The organism is Micromonospora sp. bgisy143 (genome assembly GCF_057708145.1).
In genome coordinates this window covers 427255-442827 of record NZ_JBYIRN010000002.1, presented here as the reverse complement: position 1 = coordinate 442827, position 15573 = coordinate 427255, and the positions used below count along the sequence as shown (strand labels likewise).

13 protein-coding genes and 1 other RNA gene are annotated in these 15573 nt (G+C 70.4%); 9 read left to right on the top strand and 5 right to left on the bottom strand.

Features of this window, described 5'->3' with window-relative positions; translation table 11 throughout:
• Positions 1-61: 61 nt before the first annotated feature.
• The gene (locus AC3EN4_RS04970) at positions 62-1177 is read right to left on the bottom strand and encodes a GNAT family N-acetyltransferase (RefSeq protein ID WP_435204725.1); all 1116 of its coding nucleotides are present in this window, start codon (positions 1175-1177) and stop codon (positions 62-64) included.
• Positions 1174-2325 (bottom strand): GNAT family N-acetyltransferase, encoded by a 1152-nt coding sequence (locus tag AC3EN4_RS04965; RefSeq protein WP_435204724.1) that lies wholly within the window; start codon positions 2323-2325, stop codon positions 1174-1176. The genes AC3EN4_RS04970 and AC3EN4_RS04965 overlap by 4 nt, the downstream gene beginning before the upstream one ends.
• A 168-nt stretch (positions 2326-2493) precedes the next feature.
• Between AC3EN4_RS04965 and secA the strand changes: the two genes are divergently transcribed.
• Positions 2494-5421: a preprotein translocase subunit SecA gene (gene secA / locus AC3EN4_RS04960; RefSeq protein ID WP_422738437.1), complete on the top strand. Its 2928-nt coding sequence runs from the start codon at positions 2494-2496 to the stop codon at positions 5419-5421.
• Positions 5422-5601: 180 nt separating this feature from the next.
• Here secA and AC3EN4_RS04955 read toward each other — a convergent pair whose 3' ends face one another.
• Positions 5602-6186 carry an Rv3235 family protein gene (locus AC3EN4_RS04955; protein ID WP_435204723.1) on the bottom strand — a complete coding sequence of 195 codons (585 nt, stop codon included), beginning with the start codon at positions 6184-6186 and terminating at the stop codon, positions 5602-5604.
• 222 nt (positions 6187-6408) lie between these two features.
• A complete protein-coding gene (locus AC3EN4_RS04950; RefSeq protein ID WP_053657286.1) occupies positions 6409-6636 on the bottom strand; it encodes a helix-turn-helix transcriptional regulator in 228 nt (75 codons plus the stop codon).
• Between the two features lie 203 nt (positions 6637-6839).
• On the opposite strand from AC3EN4_RS04950, the gene AC3EN4_RS04945 reads away from it, so the two are divergent.
• Positions 6840-7349 carry a DUF6912 family protein gene (locus AC3EN4_RS04945; protein WP_435204722.1) on the top strand — a complete coding sequence of 170 codons (510 nt, stop codon included), beginning with the start codon at positions 6840-6842 and terminating at the stop codon, positions 7347-7349.
• A gap of 11 nt (positions 7350-7360) precedes the next feature.
• On the opposite strand, the gene AC3EN4_RS04940 is transcribed toward AC3EN4_RS04945, so the two are convergent.
• On the bottom strand, positions 7361-8491 hold the full coding sequence (locus AC3EN4_RS04940) for a hypothetical protein (protein ID WP_435204721.1): 1131 nt from the start codon (positions 8489-8491) through the stop codon (positions 7361-7363).
• 544 nt (positions 8492-9035) lie between these two features.
• Between AC3EN4_RS04940 and pruA the strand changes: the two genes are divergently transcribed.
• From pruA to ssrA, 7 genes are all read left to right on the top strand, one after another.
• Positions 9036-10664: an L-glutamate gamma-semialdehyde dehydrogenase gene (gene pruA, locus AC3EN4_RS04935; protein ID WP_435204720.1), complete on the top strand. Its 1629-nt coding sequence runs from the start codon at positions 9036-9038 to the stop codon at positions 10662-10664.
• Between the two features lie 176 nt (positions 10665-10840).
• A complete protein-coding gene (locus AC3EN4_RS04930) occupies positions 10841-11356 on the top strand; it encodes a PadR family transcriptional regulator (RefSeq protein ID WP_007455856.1) in 516 nt (171 codons plus the stop codon).
• 64 nt (positions 11357-11420) lie between these two features.
• Entirely contained in the window at positions 11421-12542 is a 1122-nt protein-coding gene (gene prfB / locus AC3EN4_RS04925) for a peptide chain release factor 2 (protein ID WP_422738442.1), read from the top strand.
• Between the two features lie 118 nt (positions 12543-12660).
• Positions 12661-13341 (top strand): cell division ATP-binding protein FtsE, encoded by a 681-nt coding sequence (ftsE, locus tag AC3EN4_RS04920; RefSeq protein WP_007455859.1) that lies wholly within the window; start codon positions 12661-12663, stop codon positions 13339-13341.
• Between the two features lie 68 nt (positions 13342-13409).
• A complete protein-coding gene (ftsX, locus tag AC3EN4_RS04915; RefSeq protein ID WP_422738443.1) occupies positions 13410-14285 on the top strand; it encodes a permease-like cell division protein FtsX in 876 nt (291 codons plus the stop codon).
• Between the two features lie 141 nt (positions 14286-14426).
• Positions 14427-14906, top strand: coding sequence for an SsrA-binding protein SmpB (gene smpB / locus AC3EN4_RS04910; RefSeq protein WP_354817929.1), 480 nt, complete (start codon positions 14427-14429; stop codon positions 14904-14906).
• Positions 14907-15009: 103 nt separating this feature from the next.
• Positions 15010-15385, top strand: a transfer-messenger RNA (tmRNA) gene (gene ssrA, locus AC3EN4_RS04905).
• Positions 15386-15573: the final 188 nt, after the last annotated feature.

Below are 15573 nucleotides of genomic sequence, written 5' to 3'. Positions count from 1 at the left end.
CGGGTCCTTCCCGTCGAACACGGGGGTCGTGGCGGTCGCCCGTCACGGCCCCCGTGTTCCGTCAGCGCAGGTCGGCCGGGAGCAGCGCGAAGGTCAGGTCGTCCACGCGTGTGCCGTCCAGGCCGGGCAGGCGTCCGCGTTGCAGGCCCTCGCGCTGGAAGCCGACCCGCTCCAACACGCGGTGCGAGGCGGTGTTCTCCGGCACCGTTCCGGCGATCAGCCGAGCCACACCGACCGGCCCGAACGCCCAGTCGACGAGCAGCCGCAGCGCACGGGTGGCGTACCCCCGGCCGCGCCACTCGGGCAGCAGCGCGTAGCCCACCGACGCCTCGCCGGCTGCCACGTCGGTGTACGACAGCCCGCAACTGCCCGCCGGCTCGCCGGTGGCCGCGTCGATGATCAATAGCCCGGCGATGTCGCCGGTCAACCACGCGCTCTCGGCGAGCCGGCAACGCCGCTGCACCGACTCCCGCGTTGGGGGCACCGGAGGAGCCTGGTTGGCCACCGTGTCCGGCCGGCTGTGCAGGGCATACATCATTTCCGCGTCGTCCGGGCCGCGCCTGCGCAGCGTCACCACCCGATCGGTGAGCACTCCGTCGGGCAGGTCCGGCAGCAGCCGCGGGGTCGGGCCGGGCGGATCCTCGGCGAGGCGTACCCACGCCAGCAGGTCGTACCGGCTGCCGTTCCGGTCCTGACCGGCGGACCGGCGCAGGCCCTCGTAGCGGAAGCCGGCGGCCAGCGCGACGCGCTGGCTGGCCGCGTTCTCCGGCTCGGTGTGCAGCTCCAGCCGGACCGTGCCGGCGGCGAAGGCGTGTTCGGCCAGCGCCCGGGTCGCGGCGGTGGCCAGCCCGCGTCCGCGCGCCGACGGTCGCAGCCAGTACCCGATGTCCATCTGCCGCCGGGCTGGCACCGGGTTGCTCAGGCCGACGCCGCCGAGCAGCCGGTCGGTGGCCGGGTCCGCGATGGCGTACGCGGCGCCACCGCCGGTCCAGACGGCCGGCGCGCCGGCCTCCACCCACCAGCGGGCGTCGACCTCGGTGTACGGGGACGGCATGGTGGACACGAAGCGCTGGCTGAGCGGGTCGGCGCAGCCGTCGACCAGGTCAGCGACGTCGTCGGCGCGGAACGGCCGCAGCCGTACCCCGTACGCCTCGACGACCGGCGGCGCCCCCGTCACGTCAGGTCCTCGGCGAGCAGTGCGCCCACCCACGCGTCGACCCGCTCACCCCGGTGTGGCACCCCACCCCGGGCGGTTCCCTCGACCGTGAAGCCCGCCTTCTCGGCGGCCCGGCGGGACGAGGTGTTGCCGACGTTCGCCTTCCACTCGATCCGGGCCAGGCCCAGGGTGGTGAAGCCCCAGGCGCTGAGCGCGAGCAGCGCGGCCGGCAGGTAGCCCCGCCCGCGCACGGCCGGGGCGACCATGAAGCCCACGTCCGCCAGCAGCGGATCGGCGGGGGAGAGCCGGAGATCCAGCGTGCCGGCGTAGCTGTCGTCCGGGTCGGCGATCACGAAGCAGGCGGAGTCCCCGCGGGCCCAGGCGGCCTGGGCGTAGTCCCGGTACCCCTGGGCGTCGGAGCGGTCGTACGGGTCGGGAACGGTGGTCCAGCGGATCGTCTCCGGGTCCCGGCAGGTCTGCACCACCGCGTCCAGATCGCGCTCCTCCATCGGCCGGAGCCGCAGCTCGCCGCTCGCTGAGGCGGCGAACAGGACGGGTTGCGGGCGACCGAAGACGGCGGCCCGGCGTGCCGCCAGGGTGCCCCGGGCGGCCGGGCCGGTCGACCCGGCTTCGGGCACCTCGCCCGGCAGCAGCGAGCCGATCCAGCCGTCCACCCCGCCGTCCGGTGCCGGGTTCGCCAGCCGTACCCGGCCGTCGATCCGGAATCCGGCCCGGAGCGCGACCAGCCGGGAGGCGTGGTTGCCCACCTCGGCCTGCCAGAGCAGCCGGCGCAGCCCGAGCTTCTCGAACGACCAGCGGGACACCGCCCGGGTGGCCCGCACGGTCACCCCCCGGCCGCGCGCCCACGGAGCCGTCCAGTAGCCGATCTCGCCGGTGCCGGCGCTGTCGATGGAGATCAGCCCGCACGAGCCGAGCAGGTCGCCGGTGGCCGCGTCGCAGACCGCGAACGGCGCTCCGGTGCCGTCCGCCCACGCCTGTGGGCTAATCCGGGTGACGAAGTCGTGGGCGTGTTCGAGGCGGTACGGACGCGGCACGGTGGTCCACCGCTGAATGTCCCGGTCCTGGCAGGCCCGGTGTACGCCCTCGGCGTCCGCCTCCCGCCAGGGCCGCAGCAGCACCCCGTCCTCGATGATCTCCACAGGTTCCACCCGTGCATCGTGCCGGAACGTTCGCCCTGGGCGTAACCGGATAACGTCCCGGGCCCGGCCCGCGCGCGTGTTATGTCGGGTTCGGCGGAACGGACCGCCGCCACCAGTGACCATCGCGCCGATGTTGCGCCTACGATGGTTCGAGACTGTCTAGGGGAGCGTTGATCCGTGTCGATTCTGGAAAAGGTCCTTAACGCGGGCGAGGGCCGCATGGTGCGCCGGCTCAAGGCCATCGCCGCCGCCGTCAGCTCGATCGAGGACGACTACGTCAACCTCACCGACGAGGAGCTGCGCGGCATGACCGAGCAGTTCCGCGAGCGGCTCGCCGACGGCGAGACCCTCGACGACCTGCTGCCCGAGGCGTTCGCGGTGGCCCGCGAGGCGGCCGCCCGGGTGCTCGGCCAGCGGCCGTACGACGTCCAGGTGATGGGCGGCGCGGCACTGCACTTCGGCAACATCGCCGAGATGAAGACCGGTGAGGGCAAGACGCTGACCTCGGTCATGGCCGTCTACCTCAACGCGCTCTCCGGCGACGGCGTGCACGTGGTCACCGTCAACGACTACCTCGCCCAGCGCGACGCGGCCTGGATGGGTCGCGTGCACGAGTTCCTCGGGCTGACCGTCGGCGTGGTGCTGCCCAACCGGCCGGCCGCCGAGCACAAGGCCGCCTACGAGTGCGACATCACCTACGGCACCAACAACGAGTTCGGCTTCGACTACCTGCGCGACAACATGGCCTGGTCGAAGGACGAGCTGGTGCAGCGGGGCCACAACTTCGCGGTTGTCGACGAGGTCGACTCGATCCTGATCGACGAGGCGCGTACCCCGCTGATCATCTCCGGCCCGGCCGAGCACTCGGCCCGCTGGTACGGCGAGTTCGCGGGCGTGGTGGCCCGGCTCCAGCCCGGCACCGACGGCGAGGGCGACTACGAGGTCGACCACTCCAAGCGGACCGTCGCGGTCACCGAGCGCGGTGTCGCCAAGGTCGAGGACCGGCTCGGCATCGACAACCTGTACGAGTCGGTGAACACCCCGCTGGTCGGCTACCTCAACAACGCCATCAAGGCCAAGGAGCTCTACAAGCGCGACAAGGACTACATCGTCAGCGACGGTGAGGTTCTGATCGTCGACGAGTTCACCGGTCGCATCCTGCACGGCCGTCGCTACAACGAGGGCATGCACCAGGCGATCGAGGCCAAGGAGGGGGTGGAGATCAAGCAGGAGAACCAGACCCTGGCCACGATCACCCTCCAGAACTACTTCCGCCTCTACAACAAGCTGTCCGGCATGACCGGTACGGCGCAGACCGAGGCGAGCGAGTTCAACAAGGTCTACAAGGTCGGCGTCGTGACCATCCCGACCCACCGCCCGATGGTCCGCGAGGACCGGCCGGACGTCATCTACAAGACCGAGAAGGCCAAGTTCAACGCGGTCATCGAGGACATCGCGGAGCGGCACCAGATGGGGCAGCCGGTGCTCGTCGGCACCGTCTCGGTGGAGAATTCCGAGATCCTCTCCCAGCTGCTGCGCCGCCGGGGCATCCCGCACAACGTGTTGAACGCCAAGTTCCACGCCCGGGAGGCGGAGATCGTCGCCCAGGCCGGGCGCAAGGGCGCGGTCACCGTCGCCACCAACATGGCCGGCCGTGGCACGGACATCCTGCTCGGTGGCAACCCCGAGTTCCTGGCGGCGAACGAGCTGCGTCAGCGCGGCCTCGACCCGCTGGAGAACGAGGAGGACTACGCCAAGGCGATGGAGGAGGTCCTGCCCACCTGGAAGCAGGCCTGCGACGCCGAGGCGGACGAGGTTGCCGCCGCCGGTGGCCTGTACGTGCTGGGCACCGAGCGGCACGAGTCCCGGCGGATCGACAACCAGCTGCGCGGTCGTGCCGGCCGGCAGGGTGACCCGGGTGAGTCTCGGTTCTACCTGTCCCTCCAGGACGAGCTGATGCGCCGCTTCCGGGCCGGCGCGGTCGAGGCCGTCATGGAGCGCTTCAACATCCCGGAGGACGTGCCCATCGAGTCGAAGATGGTCACCCGCCAGATCAAGAGCGCCCAGGCCCAGATCGAGGGCCAGAACGCCGAGATCCGCAAGAACGTGCTGAAGTACGACGAGGTGCTCAACAAGCAGCGCCAGGTCGTCTACGCCGAGCGGCTGCGGGTGCTCAACGGCGAGGACCTGTCCGACCAGGTCCGCAACATGATCGACGACACCGTCGAGGCGTACGTGCGGGGCGCCACCTCGGAGGGCTACGGCGAGGACTGGGACCTCGAGCAGCTGTGGTCCAGCCTCAAGCAGCTCTACCCGGTCGGCGTGACGATCGAGGAGCTGGAGGAGGAGGCCGGCGGTTCCCGGGCCGGCATGGACGCCGACTTCCTGGTCGCCCGCCTCAAGGACGACGCGAACGCCGCGTACGACCGCCGCGAGGAGGAGCTCGGCACCGAAGGGGTGCGCCAGCTCGAGCGGATGGTGCTGCTCCAGGTGATCGACCGCAAGTGGCGCGAGCACCTGTACGAGATGGACTACCTCCAGGAGGGCATCAACCTCCGGGCGTACGCCCAGCGCGACCCCGTGGTGGAGTACCAGCGCGAGGGCTTCGACATGTTCGCCAGCATGATGGACGGCATCAAGGAGGAGACCGTCGGTTTCCTCTACAACATCGACGTCCAGGTCACCGAGCCGGAGCCCGACGCCGACTCGGAAGAGGTCAAGCTGCTCGACAAGCCGGTCGAGATCCGCGCCAAGGGCCTCAACCAGGCACCACGGCGGCAGGGTCTGCAGTACTCCGCTCCGACCATCGACGGCGAGGCCAGCCCCGGTGCCGTCGCCATCGAGCAGGAGCAGCAGCAGGCACCGGCGCTCGGCCTGGGCCGCCCGGCCCAGGGCGCTCCGGCGGCACCTGGGCAGAGCGCGCCGTCCGCCCCGCAGCGGCCGGCATCGGGGCTGCGTGGCCCGACGCTCCCGACCGCCGGGTCCCGGCGTCCGGCACCCAACCAGGCCGACGCCAGCAACGGCCCGTCCCGCAACGCGCCGTGCCCGTGCGGCTCGGGTCGCAAGTACAAGCGCTGCCACGGCGCGCCCAACGGCGGCAACTGACCGACACCGCGCGTCCCCATGGGCCCCGGCCGACAAGGCTGGGGCCCATCGGCGTCTGCGGCCGGCCGACGTCTGGCCGGGCAGTGTGATCGACTCCGCTTCCGGGAAGTCGGTGTGTCGGCGGCCGGTTGATGCCCCGCTTTCCGGGATGTCGAGTCGATCAGCGGGCGGCGTGCCGGGTCAGAGGACGTGCAGCGCGGTGCACAGCCACCGGCCGCGCCGGTGCTCCAGGCGCAGAGCCATGGCCCAGCTCCGTCCGCCGGGGCCGCTCACCACGGCGGCTGCCTCCACGGCTGCCTCACGGGGCTCGCAGACCCGCAGTCGGAGCAACCGCAGTGCCGGCCGGGTCGCCCGACGGCGTGCCGGCCCGGCCCGCCCGGTGGCCCGGGCGAGTTCGGTGAGCAGTTCGACGGCCCGGGCCGGGTCGAGCAGAGGGCGTACCTGAGCCGGCGAGCGGTAGCCGTTGACCACTTCCAGGCAGGTGCCGACGAAGCGGTGCGCGGCCCGGGTGGCCTCGGACGCGGTCGTCGGCGGCAGGGACACGCCCGGGTGGTTGGCCGCCGGATGCGCGGGCGTGCGGCGGGCGACCGAGCGGCGCACTGGGGGCCGGACCGGATCCGGTCGCGTCGAGGCGAAGAGATCGAGAGCGAGTTGGCCGTGGGTCGGCCCCGGCCAGTACGTCTCGTCCTGGTACGGCGGATCGATCGGCGGAACGGGACGCAGGCGCACGGGTGGTCGGGAGACTCCGGGTCGCCGCTCGCTCATCGTCGCCTCCTCATGATCTTGCGTTTGCTTTCGTTTGCCTCCGACCGCCCTAGATTCTCGGCCACGAAGTGGCCCCGGTCAATGCCTACCAAGGCACAGAAGGCGCTCGGGCTGACATGATCCACTCCGGATCCCGGACCTCGGGGTATCCAGTGGCCAGGGATGGCCCCACTCCGGGGATCTGGAGTCGATCAACCCGTGGGGCGCACGCCGCGCCGGGCGCTACTCGGGGTCGCGGTCGACGAGCGGGTTGCCGCGTACCCAGTCGGCGGTCTCGGCGTACTTCTGCGCGATGTACTCCTCCAGTCGGGCCCGCTCGACCCGCCACTGACCGCGCCCGCCGATCTTGATCGCCGGCAGCTCCCCGCTGCGGACCATGTGGTAGACCTGCGAGTCCGACACGTTCAGCTCGGCGGCCACGTCGGAGAGCAGCAGGAACCTCGGCTCCACAGGAACTCCCGGGGTTGACGTCGTTTGCCTCAGTTTGCCACCGGCAGCGCTCGCCACCCAACCCGCAGCGCGACCGTCGGGTCGGACACACCGGCGGGAAACTTCCACCGGCCGGAGGCGGGGTGTATGACGGTCACGGCGTGCGGCATGATCTGCGCCCGTGCCGGCTACCGTCGGCACGGACTCGAGCGGGGAGACGACCGGTGACCGACGAGCTTGTCCGGGTGTACGTGCCGGCGACCGTACCCATGCTGGCCCGCCTGCGCGAGCAGGGGCTGACCGCCGACAGCGCGCACGCGGTGACGCCGGCGCTGCGCGAGTGGTACGCCGAGGGCGACGAGGAGGAGTTGGAGTACGTCGCGTTCACCCGGGCCGCCCAGGACGCACTGCACCTGCTCCGTGCCGATCCGGCCGCGCCCCGCCGCCGGGTGGTCGTCTCGGTCGACCTGCTGCCCGCCGTGCTCGGCCGTGGCGACGATGAGCTGGGCTCCAGCCTGGTGACGTTGACCGGCACCGTGCCGGTGGGCGCCGTCGCGGCGATCCACGTCGACGGCACGGACGCGGTCGACGAGGTCGCGGCGGCGGCCGACGTGGTGGCCGAGGCCGCCGCCGGTGACCCGGACGCGCAGTTCACGGTCGACGGCGCCGAGGACCACGAGCTGGAGTGGTACGACGTGACGGAGCTGGACCTGCTGCTGCGCACCGCCACCTGACGGCCGGTCGGTCAGCGGGTCGGGTCAGCCGGTGCGGGGTCGGCGGCAGCCTGCGAAGCCGGTGCCGGGTCGGTGTCGGCGGCATCCTGAGCCGCCGCCGGCTCCGTTCCGTGCGCGTCATCGGCCTCCGCCGCGGTGGCCGGAGGCGCGGTGTCCGGGTCGGTGGCCGGCTCGTCGTCGCCGCGCGCCGGGCCGAGCGTCCGGCCGAACGCGACGAGCGCGGTCAGCGCCCCCACGAACAGCACCCAGATGCCGTTGTCCACCCGCGAGGTGCCCAGCGACGTCTGCGCCACCGCGTCGGCCTCGCTGAGCGCGCTGGCCAGGTCCAGCAGTGAGCGGCCACCGATCCGGATGATCACCTCGGCGAGCAGCAGGAGCAGACCCGGTCCGGCGCCCGCGAGCAGGTACGCCGGCCAGCGCAGCGCGGGCGTCAGCGGATCGCGCCGCAGCGCCCGATGCCGCGCCCAGGTGAGGTAGCCGAAGGCGAGCAGTCCGGCCAGCAGGCCGCCGAGCAGCGACTCGGTGCGGGACACCCACTTGGCCGCGTCGACCAGCGACTGCTGGGTGTCGCCCGCGCCGAAGAGGTCGAACAGCGGATCCCGGGCACGGCTGAACGCCACCACGAAGATCAGCGTGCCCAGGGCGGCGGTCACCACCGCGCCGACCGCCGGGGCGGTCCGGGCGCCCGCGATCGCCCCGCCGATGATCGCGGCGGCCGCGGTGGTGCCGGCGATCACGTTCGTGGTCGAGGTGTCGAAGTAGGTCAGGTTGATCGCCACCGCGGCGACCAGCCCGACCAGCATCCCGGCCCCGATCGCGCCGACGAAGCGCAGCGTCGTCCACTCGCCGTACCGGCGGGACAGCAGGTTGCCGAAGGCCAGCGCGGTGGCCGCGCCGGCCACCAGCGCGGCCGAGATCACGCCGGGCAGGGCGAACGCGGACAGGCTGATCGCGGTGATGCCGGCCGCCGCCGAGGTGATGGCCTCCCGGGTCGACCAGAGCATGGCGGCCAGCCAGCCGAGCGCCAGCAGCGCGAGCACCGCCGCGCCGGGCGCCGGGACCGGCCGTGTGGTCGAGGTGGTCGCGTCGACCGCCGGCTGGTCCGACTCCGCGGCTGAGTCGCGGCCGGGCTGCTTGGTCATCGTCTCCCCTTCGAGGCGCCAGGTCACCGACCATTCAGGGTACGCGGACCGCCGCGCCCCCCACCGAACGAGCCACACCCCACGGGTACGCACCAACCAACCCAGCCGAGCCATCAGGCCAAGTCGAGCAAAGTCAACCGGCCCAGGGCGGGACACGGTTGCAGCTCCACAACACGGGGCGGCGCGTCAACACGGGCGGCGCGTCGAGACGTACCCCCGAAGGAACGGCGACGTGCGCGCGGACCGCGACCAACGTCGGGGCTGGGGCGAGCGTCCCCGGCGCAGGGATCAAGCCTGACCGCCCGGAGCCGGGGACGATCGCCCCAGCCCCACCACGGCGAGCCGCGAGCTGGTAAGGAGGGAACGGGCAGCCGGTCCTGAGCAACCGGGAGACGGCGGCGGCAGGGCCAGCACCTTCGCGTGAAACAATCGCGGGAGGTCCCGCCGCTGCTCGGCCACCCCGCGCGGCGTCCGGTGTCCGGCTATCCGGTCGGTGCCCGCGGGTCCGGTTTCGCCACCGCTGTCGAGATCGCCAGGAGCCTTGATGGATGCCGTGTTCTCCGTTCCCGAGCCGCGCAACGAGCCGGTTCGCAACTACGAGCCGGGCAGCGCAGACCGCGAGCGGCTGCAGCGGCGGCTGACCGAGCTGGCCGCCGAGCGCATCGACCTACCGATGACCATCGGCGGGGAGCAGCGGATGGCGGCCGGTGACCCGATCAACGTGGTGCAGCCGCACAAGCACGCCCGCGTGCTCGGCGTGACCGCCCATGCCTCCCACGACGACGCCCGCGCCGCGATCAAGGCGGCCAAGGACGCCGCGCCGATGTGGCGGGCGTTGCCGTTCGAGGAGCGGGCCGCGATCTTCCTGCGCGCCGCCGAACTGCTCGCCGGCCCCTGGCGGGACACCCTCAACGCCGCCACCATGCTCGGCCAGTCGAAGACCGCGATCCAGGCGGAGATCGACTCGGCCTGCGAGTTCATCGACTTCCTGCGCTTCAACGTGCACTTCGCGCGCCGCCTGCTCGAGGAGCAGCCGGCGTCGTCGCCCGGGGTCTGGAACCGCTTCGACCACCGCCCGCTGGAGGGCTTCGTCTACGCGGTCACCCCGTTCAACTTCACCGCCATCGCCGGCAACCTGCCGTCCGCGCCGGCGCTGCTGGGCAACACGGTGATCTGGAAGCCGGGCCCGACCCAGCAGTTCGCCGCGCACTTCACCATGCGGCTCTTCGAGGCGGCCGGCCTGCCGCCCGGTGTGATCAACATGGTGACCGGCCGGGGTGAGGAGGTCTCCGATGTCGTGCTCGCCGACCCGGACCTGGCCGGTATCCACTTCACCGGTTCGACGAAGGTCTTCCAGCACCTGTGGAAGACCGTCGGCGACAACATCGCGCGTTACCGGGGCTACCCGCGGCTGGTCGGCGAGACCGGCGGCAAGGACTTCGTGGTCGCGCACACCAGCGCCGACGTGGACGCGCTGCACACCGCGCTGATCCGCGGCGCGTACGAGTACCAGGGCCAGAAGTGCTCGGCCGCCTCCCGGGCGTACGTGCCGCGCTCGATCTGGGAGGGTGGCCTGCGCGACCGGCTGGCCGCCACCGCCGACTCGCTGACCTACGGCGACGTGGCCGACTTCGGCAACTTCGGTGGCGCGGTGATCGACGACAAGGCGTTCGCGCGGCACACCGCCGCGCTGGAGCTGATCAACGGGGACGCCAGCTGCCGGGTGCTGGCCGGTGGCACGGCCGACGACTCGGTCGGCTACTTCGTCCGGCCGACGCTCTTCGAGTGCTCCGACGTCGCGCACGAGACGTTCACCACCGAGTACTTCGGGCCGATCCTGGGCGTGCACGTGTTCGACGACGCCCGCTTCGACGAGGTGGTCGCGCAGGCCGAGTCGATCGCCCCGTACGCGCTGACCGGGTCGGTGTTCGCCACCGACCGGCAGGTGGTCGACTCGGTCGCCGAGCGGATGCGGTACGCGGCCGGCAACTTCTACATCAACGACAAGCCGACCGGGGCGGTCGTCGGGCAGCAGCCCTTCGGTGGCGCCCGCGCCAGCGGCACCAACGACAAGGCGGGCTCCTGGCTCAACCTGGTCCGCTGGGTGTCGCCGCGGACGATCAAGGAGACCTTCGTGCCGCCGACCGACCACACCTACCCGCACATGGGCTGACCTGCGGTGACCCGCCGGCGGCGCGCGTAGCGCCGTCGGCGGGCGGCCCAGGGCGGCAAGCCATCGATAGTCCTCAACGGACAGTCTGCCGCCGACAGTGCACTTAGGAAGTCCTTCTTGGGTGGCAAACCGCCAAATCCTGGACGCCGGCAGCGCAAAGTGGCAGCGTAACGGGCATGGCGGAATCCGGAGTCAACCCCACGGCGGCGGCCCTTCTCGGGCTGCTCCACGAGGGTCCCATGACAGGCGGTCAGTTGATGGCCGCCGCAGAGCGCCGGCTGGCGCCCTACTGGTCGATGACCCGCAGTCAGGTCTACCGCGAATTGCCGGTCCTGGCCGAGCGGGGCTACGTGCGGCTCGGCAAGCCGGGCCCCCGAATGAGCCAGCCGTACGCGCTCACCGCCAGCGGGAAACGGACGTTTTCCCGCTGGCTGGCGGAGAACCCGGGGCGGGACACGATCCGCAACCCGATCGCGCTCCGGATGGCCTTCGGCAACCTCCACTCGTCCAGCCAGCTCAAGAGCCTGTACGCCTCGGCCAACGAATATCACACCGAGGCCCTCGCCCAGGTGCGGGAACAGGTCAAGAACGCCAAACGGGACGGCGAGACGTACGACGCCAGCGCCCTGGAGTTCGCCGTCGCCTACCACCGGGCGGCCCTGTCGTGGCTGAAGTCCGCCCCCGTCGGGTGACGATCGGCGGATCCGCCGACGGGGAACGCGCTGCTCCGGCCGCGGCACAGTACGCTTGTCTGTCGTGACCGCTGCCGATTACGCCGAACAGCTCAAGGAACTCGACGCGACCCTGCGCAACATCGAGGCCGTCCTCAATCTGGACCGGCTGCACGAGGACAAGGCCCGTCTGGAGCAGGAGGCGTCCGCCCCCGACCTGTGGGACGACCAGGCCAAGGCTCAGCAGGTGACCTCGCAGCTGTCGTACGTCAACGGCGAGATCAGCAAGCTGGGCAGCCTGCGCAGCCGGCTCGACGACGCCGGGGTCCTGCTGGAGCTGGCCGAGGCCGAATCCGACCCGGGTGTGCTGACCGAGGTCGAGGCGGAGATCACCGGGCTGACCAAGGCCATCCAGGAGATGGAGGTCCGCACCCTGCTCTCCGGCGAGTACGACTCCCGGGAGGCGCTGGTCGCCATCCGGGCCGGCGCGGGTGGTGTGGACGCGGCGGACTTCGCCGAGATGCTGCTGCGGATGTACCTGCGCTGGGCTGAGCGGCACGGCTACCCGACGGAGGTCTACGACACCTCGTACGCCGAGGAGGCGGGCCTGAAGTCGGCCACCTTCGCCGTCAAGGTGCCGTACGCGTACGGCACGCTCAGCGTCGAGTCGGGCACCCACCGGCTGGTCCGGATCAGCCCGTTCGACAACCAGGGCCGGCGGCAGACCAGCTTCGCGGGCGTCGAGGTGCTGCCGGTGACCGAGCAGACCGACCACATCGACATCCCGGAGAACGAGGTCCGGACCGACGTCTACCGTTCGTCGGGTCCCGGTGGGCAGAGCGTCAACACCACCGACTCGGCGGTCCGGCTCACCCACATCCCCACCGGCATCGTGGTGACCTGCCAGAACGAGAAGTCCCAGCTTCAGAACAAGGCCTCCGCGCTGCGGGTCCTCCAGGCCCGGCTGTTGGAGCGCAAGCGCCAGGAGGAGCAGGCCAAGTTGGAGGGCCTGAAGGAGAACGCGGCCGGTTCGTGGGGCGACCAGATGCGCTCGTACGTCCTGCACCCGTATCAGATGGTGAAGGATCTCCGAACCGAGCAGGAGACCGGCAATCCGAGCGCGGTCTTCGATGGCGACCTGGACGGTTTCATCGAGGCCGGTATCCGTTGGCGCAAGCAGCGGCAGCTCGCCAGCGACGGTGCGTAACGACTCGCGGGCGGAGCGCGTCGTCGATCTCCAGGTGAGAGCCTGATTCGACGACGCGCGCGCCATCTGCGGGGCGTGGGGCTTGGCTCAGTTGTTACACCGCGTAGACTCACCACCCGTGATTCAGCTTGAGCAAGTGACGAAGACGTACCCGAAGGCGTCCCGGCCTTCGCTCGACAACGTGTCCGTCTCGATCGAGAAGGGCGAGTTCGTCTTCTTCATCGGTCCATCCGGCTCCGGCAAGTCCACGATCATCAAGATGCTGCTGCACGAGGTGACCCCCAACAAGGGACGCGTCATCGTCAACAGCAAGGACGTCACGTCGATGCGCTCCTGGAAGCGACCCCACTTCCGGCGCTCGATCGGCTGCGTCTTCCAGGACTTCCGGCTGCTGCCGAACCGCACCGCCTACGAGAACGTGGCGTTCGCTCTCGAGGTGATCGGCAAGACCAAGGCGGTTGCCCGCCGGGTCGTGCCGGAGGTGCTGGAGCTGGTGGGGCTCGGTGGCAAGGAGCACCGCTATCCGCACGAGCTCTCCGGTGGTGAGCAGCAGCGGGTCGCCGTCGCCCGGGCGTTCGTGAACCGTCCGCTGATCCTGCTGGCGGACGAGCCGACCGGAAACCTGGACCCGGACACCTCGATCGAGATCATGCGTCTGCTGGACCGGATCAACCGCACCGGCACGACCGTCGTGATGGTCACGCACGACTCCAACATCGTGAACCAGATGCGCCGCCGCGTTATCGAGATCGAGAGCGGCCGCATCGTGCGTGACCAGGCCCGCGGCGTCTACGGGTGAACCGGCGCTTCACCCTTCTCGCAGCCTGACGACGAACACCTCATGCCGGAGACCCGGAGGAAATCCCGATGCGCGTGAAATACGTCCTGTCCGAGGTACTGGTCGGACTGTGGCGCAACGTGACCATGACCATCGCGATGATCATCACGATGGCGGTCTCGCTGACCATGCTCGGCGCCAGCGGTCTGATGTACCGCCAGGTTGACGACATGAAGGACCTCTACTACAAGAACATCGAGGTCTCGATCTTCCTGAGCCAGGAGGTGAGCGAGCAGCAGCGCACCGACCTGAACGACAAGCTGAAGAACGACCCCCTGGTCAAGGACGTCATCTACGTCAACAAGGACGAGGCGTACAAGAAGTTCCAGGAGATGTACCAGGACGCGCCGGACCTGGTCAACGCGGTCAAGCCGGATCAGCTTCCGGAGTCGTTCCGGCTCAAGCTGAAGAACCCGGAGCAGTACAAGAACATCTACGACCAGTACAAGGACACCGAGGGTGTCGACGAGATCGTCGACCAGAGCCGGCTCCTGGACAAGATCTTCGACGTACTCACCGCGATCCAGAACATCGCTCTGGCCGCCGCGGTCGTGATGGCCATCGCCGCACTGCTCCTGGTGGCCAACACCATCCAGGTCGCCGCATACAGCAAGCGGCGCGAGGTGGCGGTCATGAAGCTGGTCGGCGCGTCCAACTGGTTCATCCAGGCGCCGTTCGTCCTGGAGGCCGTGGTGGCCGGCCTGATCGGCGCACTGCTCGGCCTGGTGGCCCTGGTGGCAGCGAAATATCTGCTCTTCGACGGGTCACTCAAGGCGTTGCAGGGCCTGCTGTCGCCGATCAGCTGGGGCGACATCCTGGTCGTCTTCCCGCTGATGGCCGTCGTCGGTGGCCTCGTCAGCGCCGCGACCGCCTGGATCACCCTGCGCTTCTACCTGCGGGTCTAGTCGGGTTCGTCTGCTGACCGGGACCCTCCCGCCGCCGGAAATAAACGGCGCGGGAGGGTCCTTGTTACTCCGGTAGCATGATCGGTTGTCCGGCCGGGGTAACCCGCAGTCGGACCAACCAGGGGAAAGGGGGTGGCGCCGATGCCACGGGAAAAGGGGCGCAAGGTGGTCGCCTCCAACAAGAAGGCCCGCCACGACTACTCGATCCTCGACACGTACGAGGCGGGCATGGCGTTGACCGGCACCGAGGTCAAGTCGCTGCGGGCCGGGCGGGCGTCGCTTGTCGACGCGTTCGCCCAGGAGCGCGACGGCGAGCTGTACCTGCACGCGATGCACATCCCGGAGTACACCCAGGGCACCTGGACCAACCACGAGCCCCGGCGTACCCGCAAGCTGCTGCTCAACCGTGGTGAGATCGACAAGCTGGTCGGCAAGACCCGCGAGGGCGGTCTGACCATCGTGCCGTTGCAGGTCTACTTCTCCGACGGCTGGGCCAAGGTGGAGATCGCCCTGGCCAAGGGCAAGAAGTCGTACGACAAGCGCCAGGACCTCGCCAAGCGCGACGCGGACCGGGAGATCGCCCGGGTGTCCGGTCGGCGCGGCAAGGGAATGGACGACTGATTCGTCCAGTTTGTCCAGGTCGGCGCGCCGGGTTGGGCCTCGGGATGAAAGCCGTTGCGGCAGGCGTTAGTCTTGTCAGTGCCGCCACGAGGCGGCCTGTCGAGGGGGTGACTGGTTTCGACTTCGTACGCAGCGACAGGGGAAGCGAGCCGAGGAAGCCGACGTCGTCTCGAGAATCGGTCGTCGGAAACCAATAAGCGCCAAGAACAATCGCGCTGACTTCGCTCTCGCCGCCTGAGGCGAGTAGTGAGTCTGTCGGCCTGGGAACGCCTTCGTCCCAGTTAGCCGGCATCAGCTAGAAGGCTGGCCAATCGGACCCGGTCGCGGGGTCCGTGCGGCGAGATCAATCAGCGACTGGGCCCGTCACACCAACTTGCTCGCGTGAGCGGTGGGGCCGAGTAGAGGCATAGCGAGCTGCGCTCGGAGAAGCCCTGACAAACCGGCGAAGGACCCGGGTTCGATTCCCGGCACCTCCACCACCTCGAAGCGATGCGCCCCGGCCCACCGGCCGGGGCGCATCGTCGTATCCGGCCAAGTCGCCGCCGCCTGGATCGGTCTGTTCGGGCAGAATCCGCGCAAGGGTGTCACCCACACGCGCGAGGACGTGGCGGCCGAACTGGCCGACGTGGTGTTCACCGCGCTGTTGGCGATCGAGAGCCTGGGACCG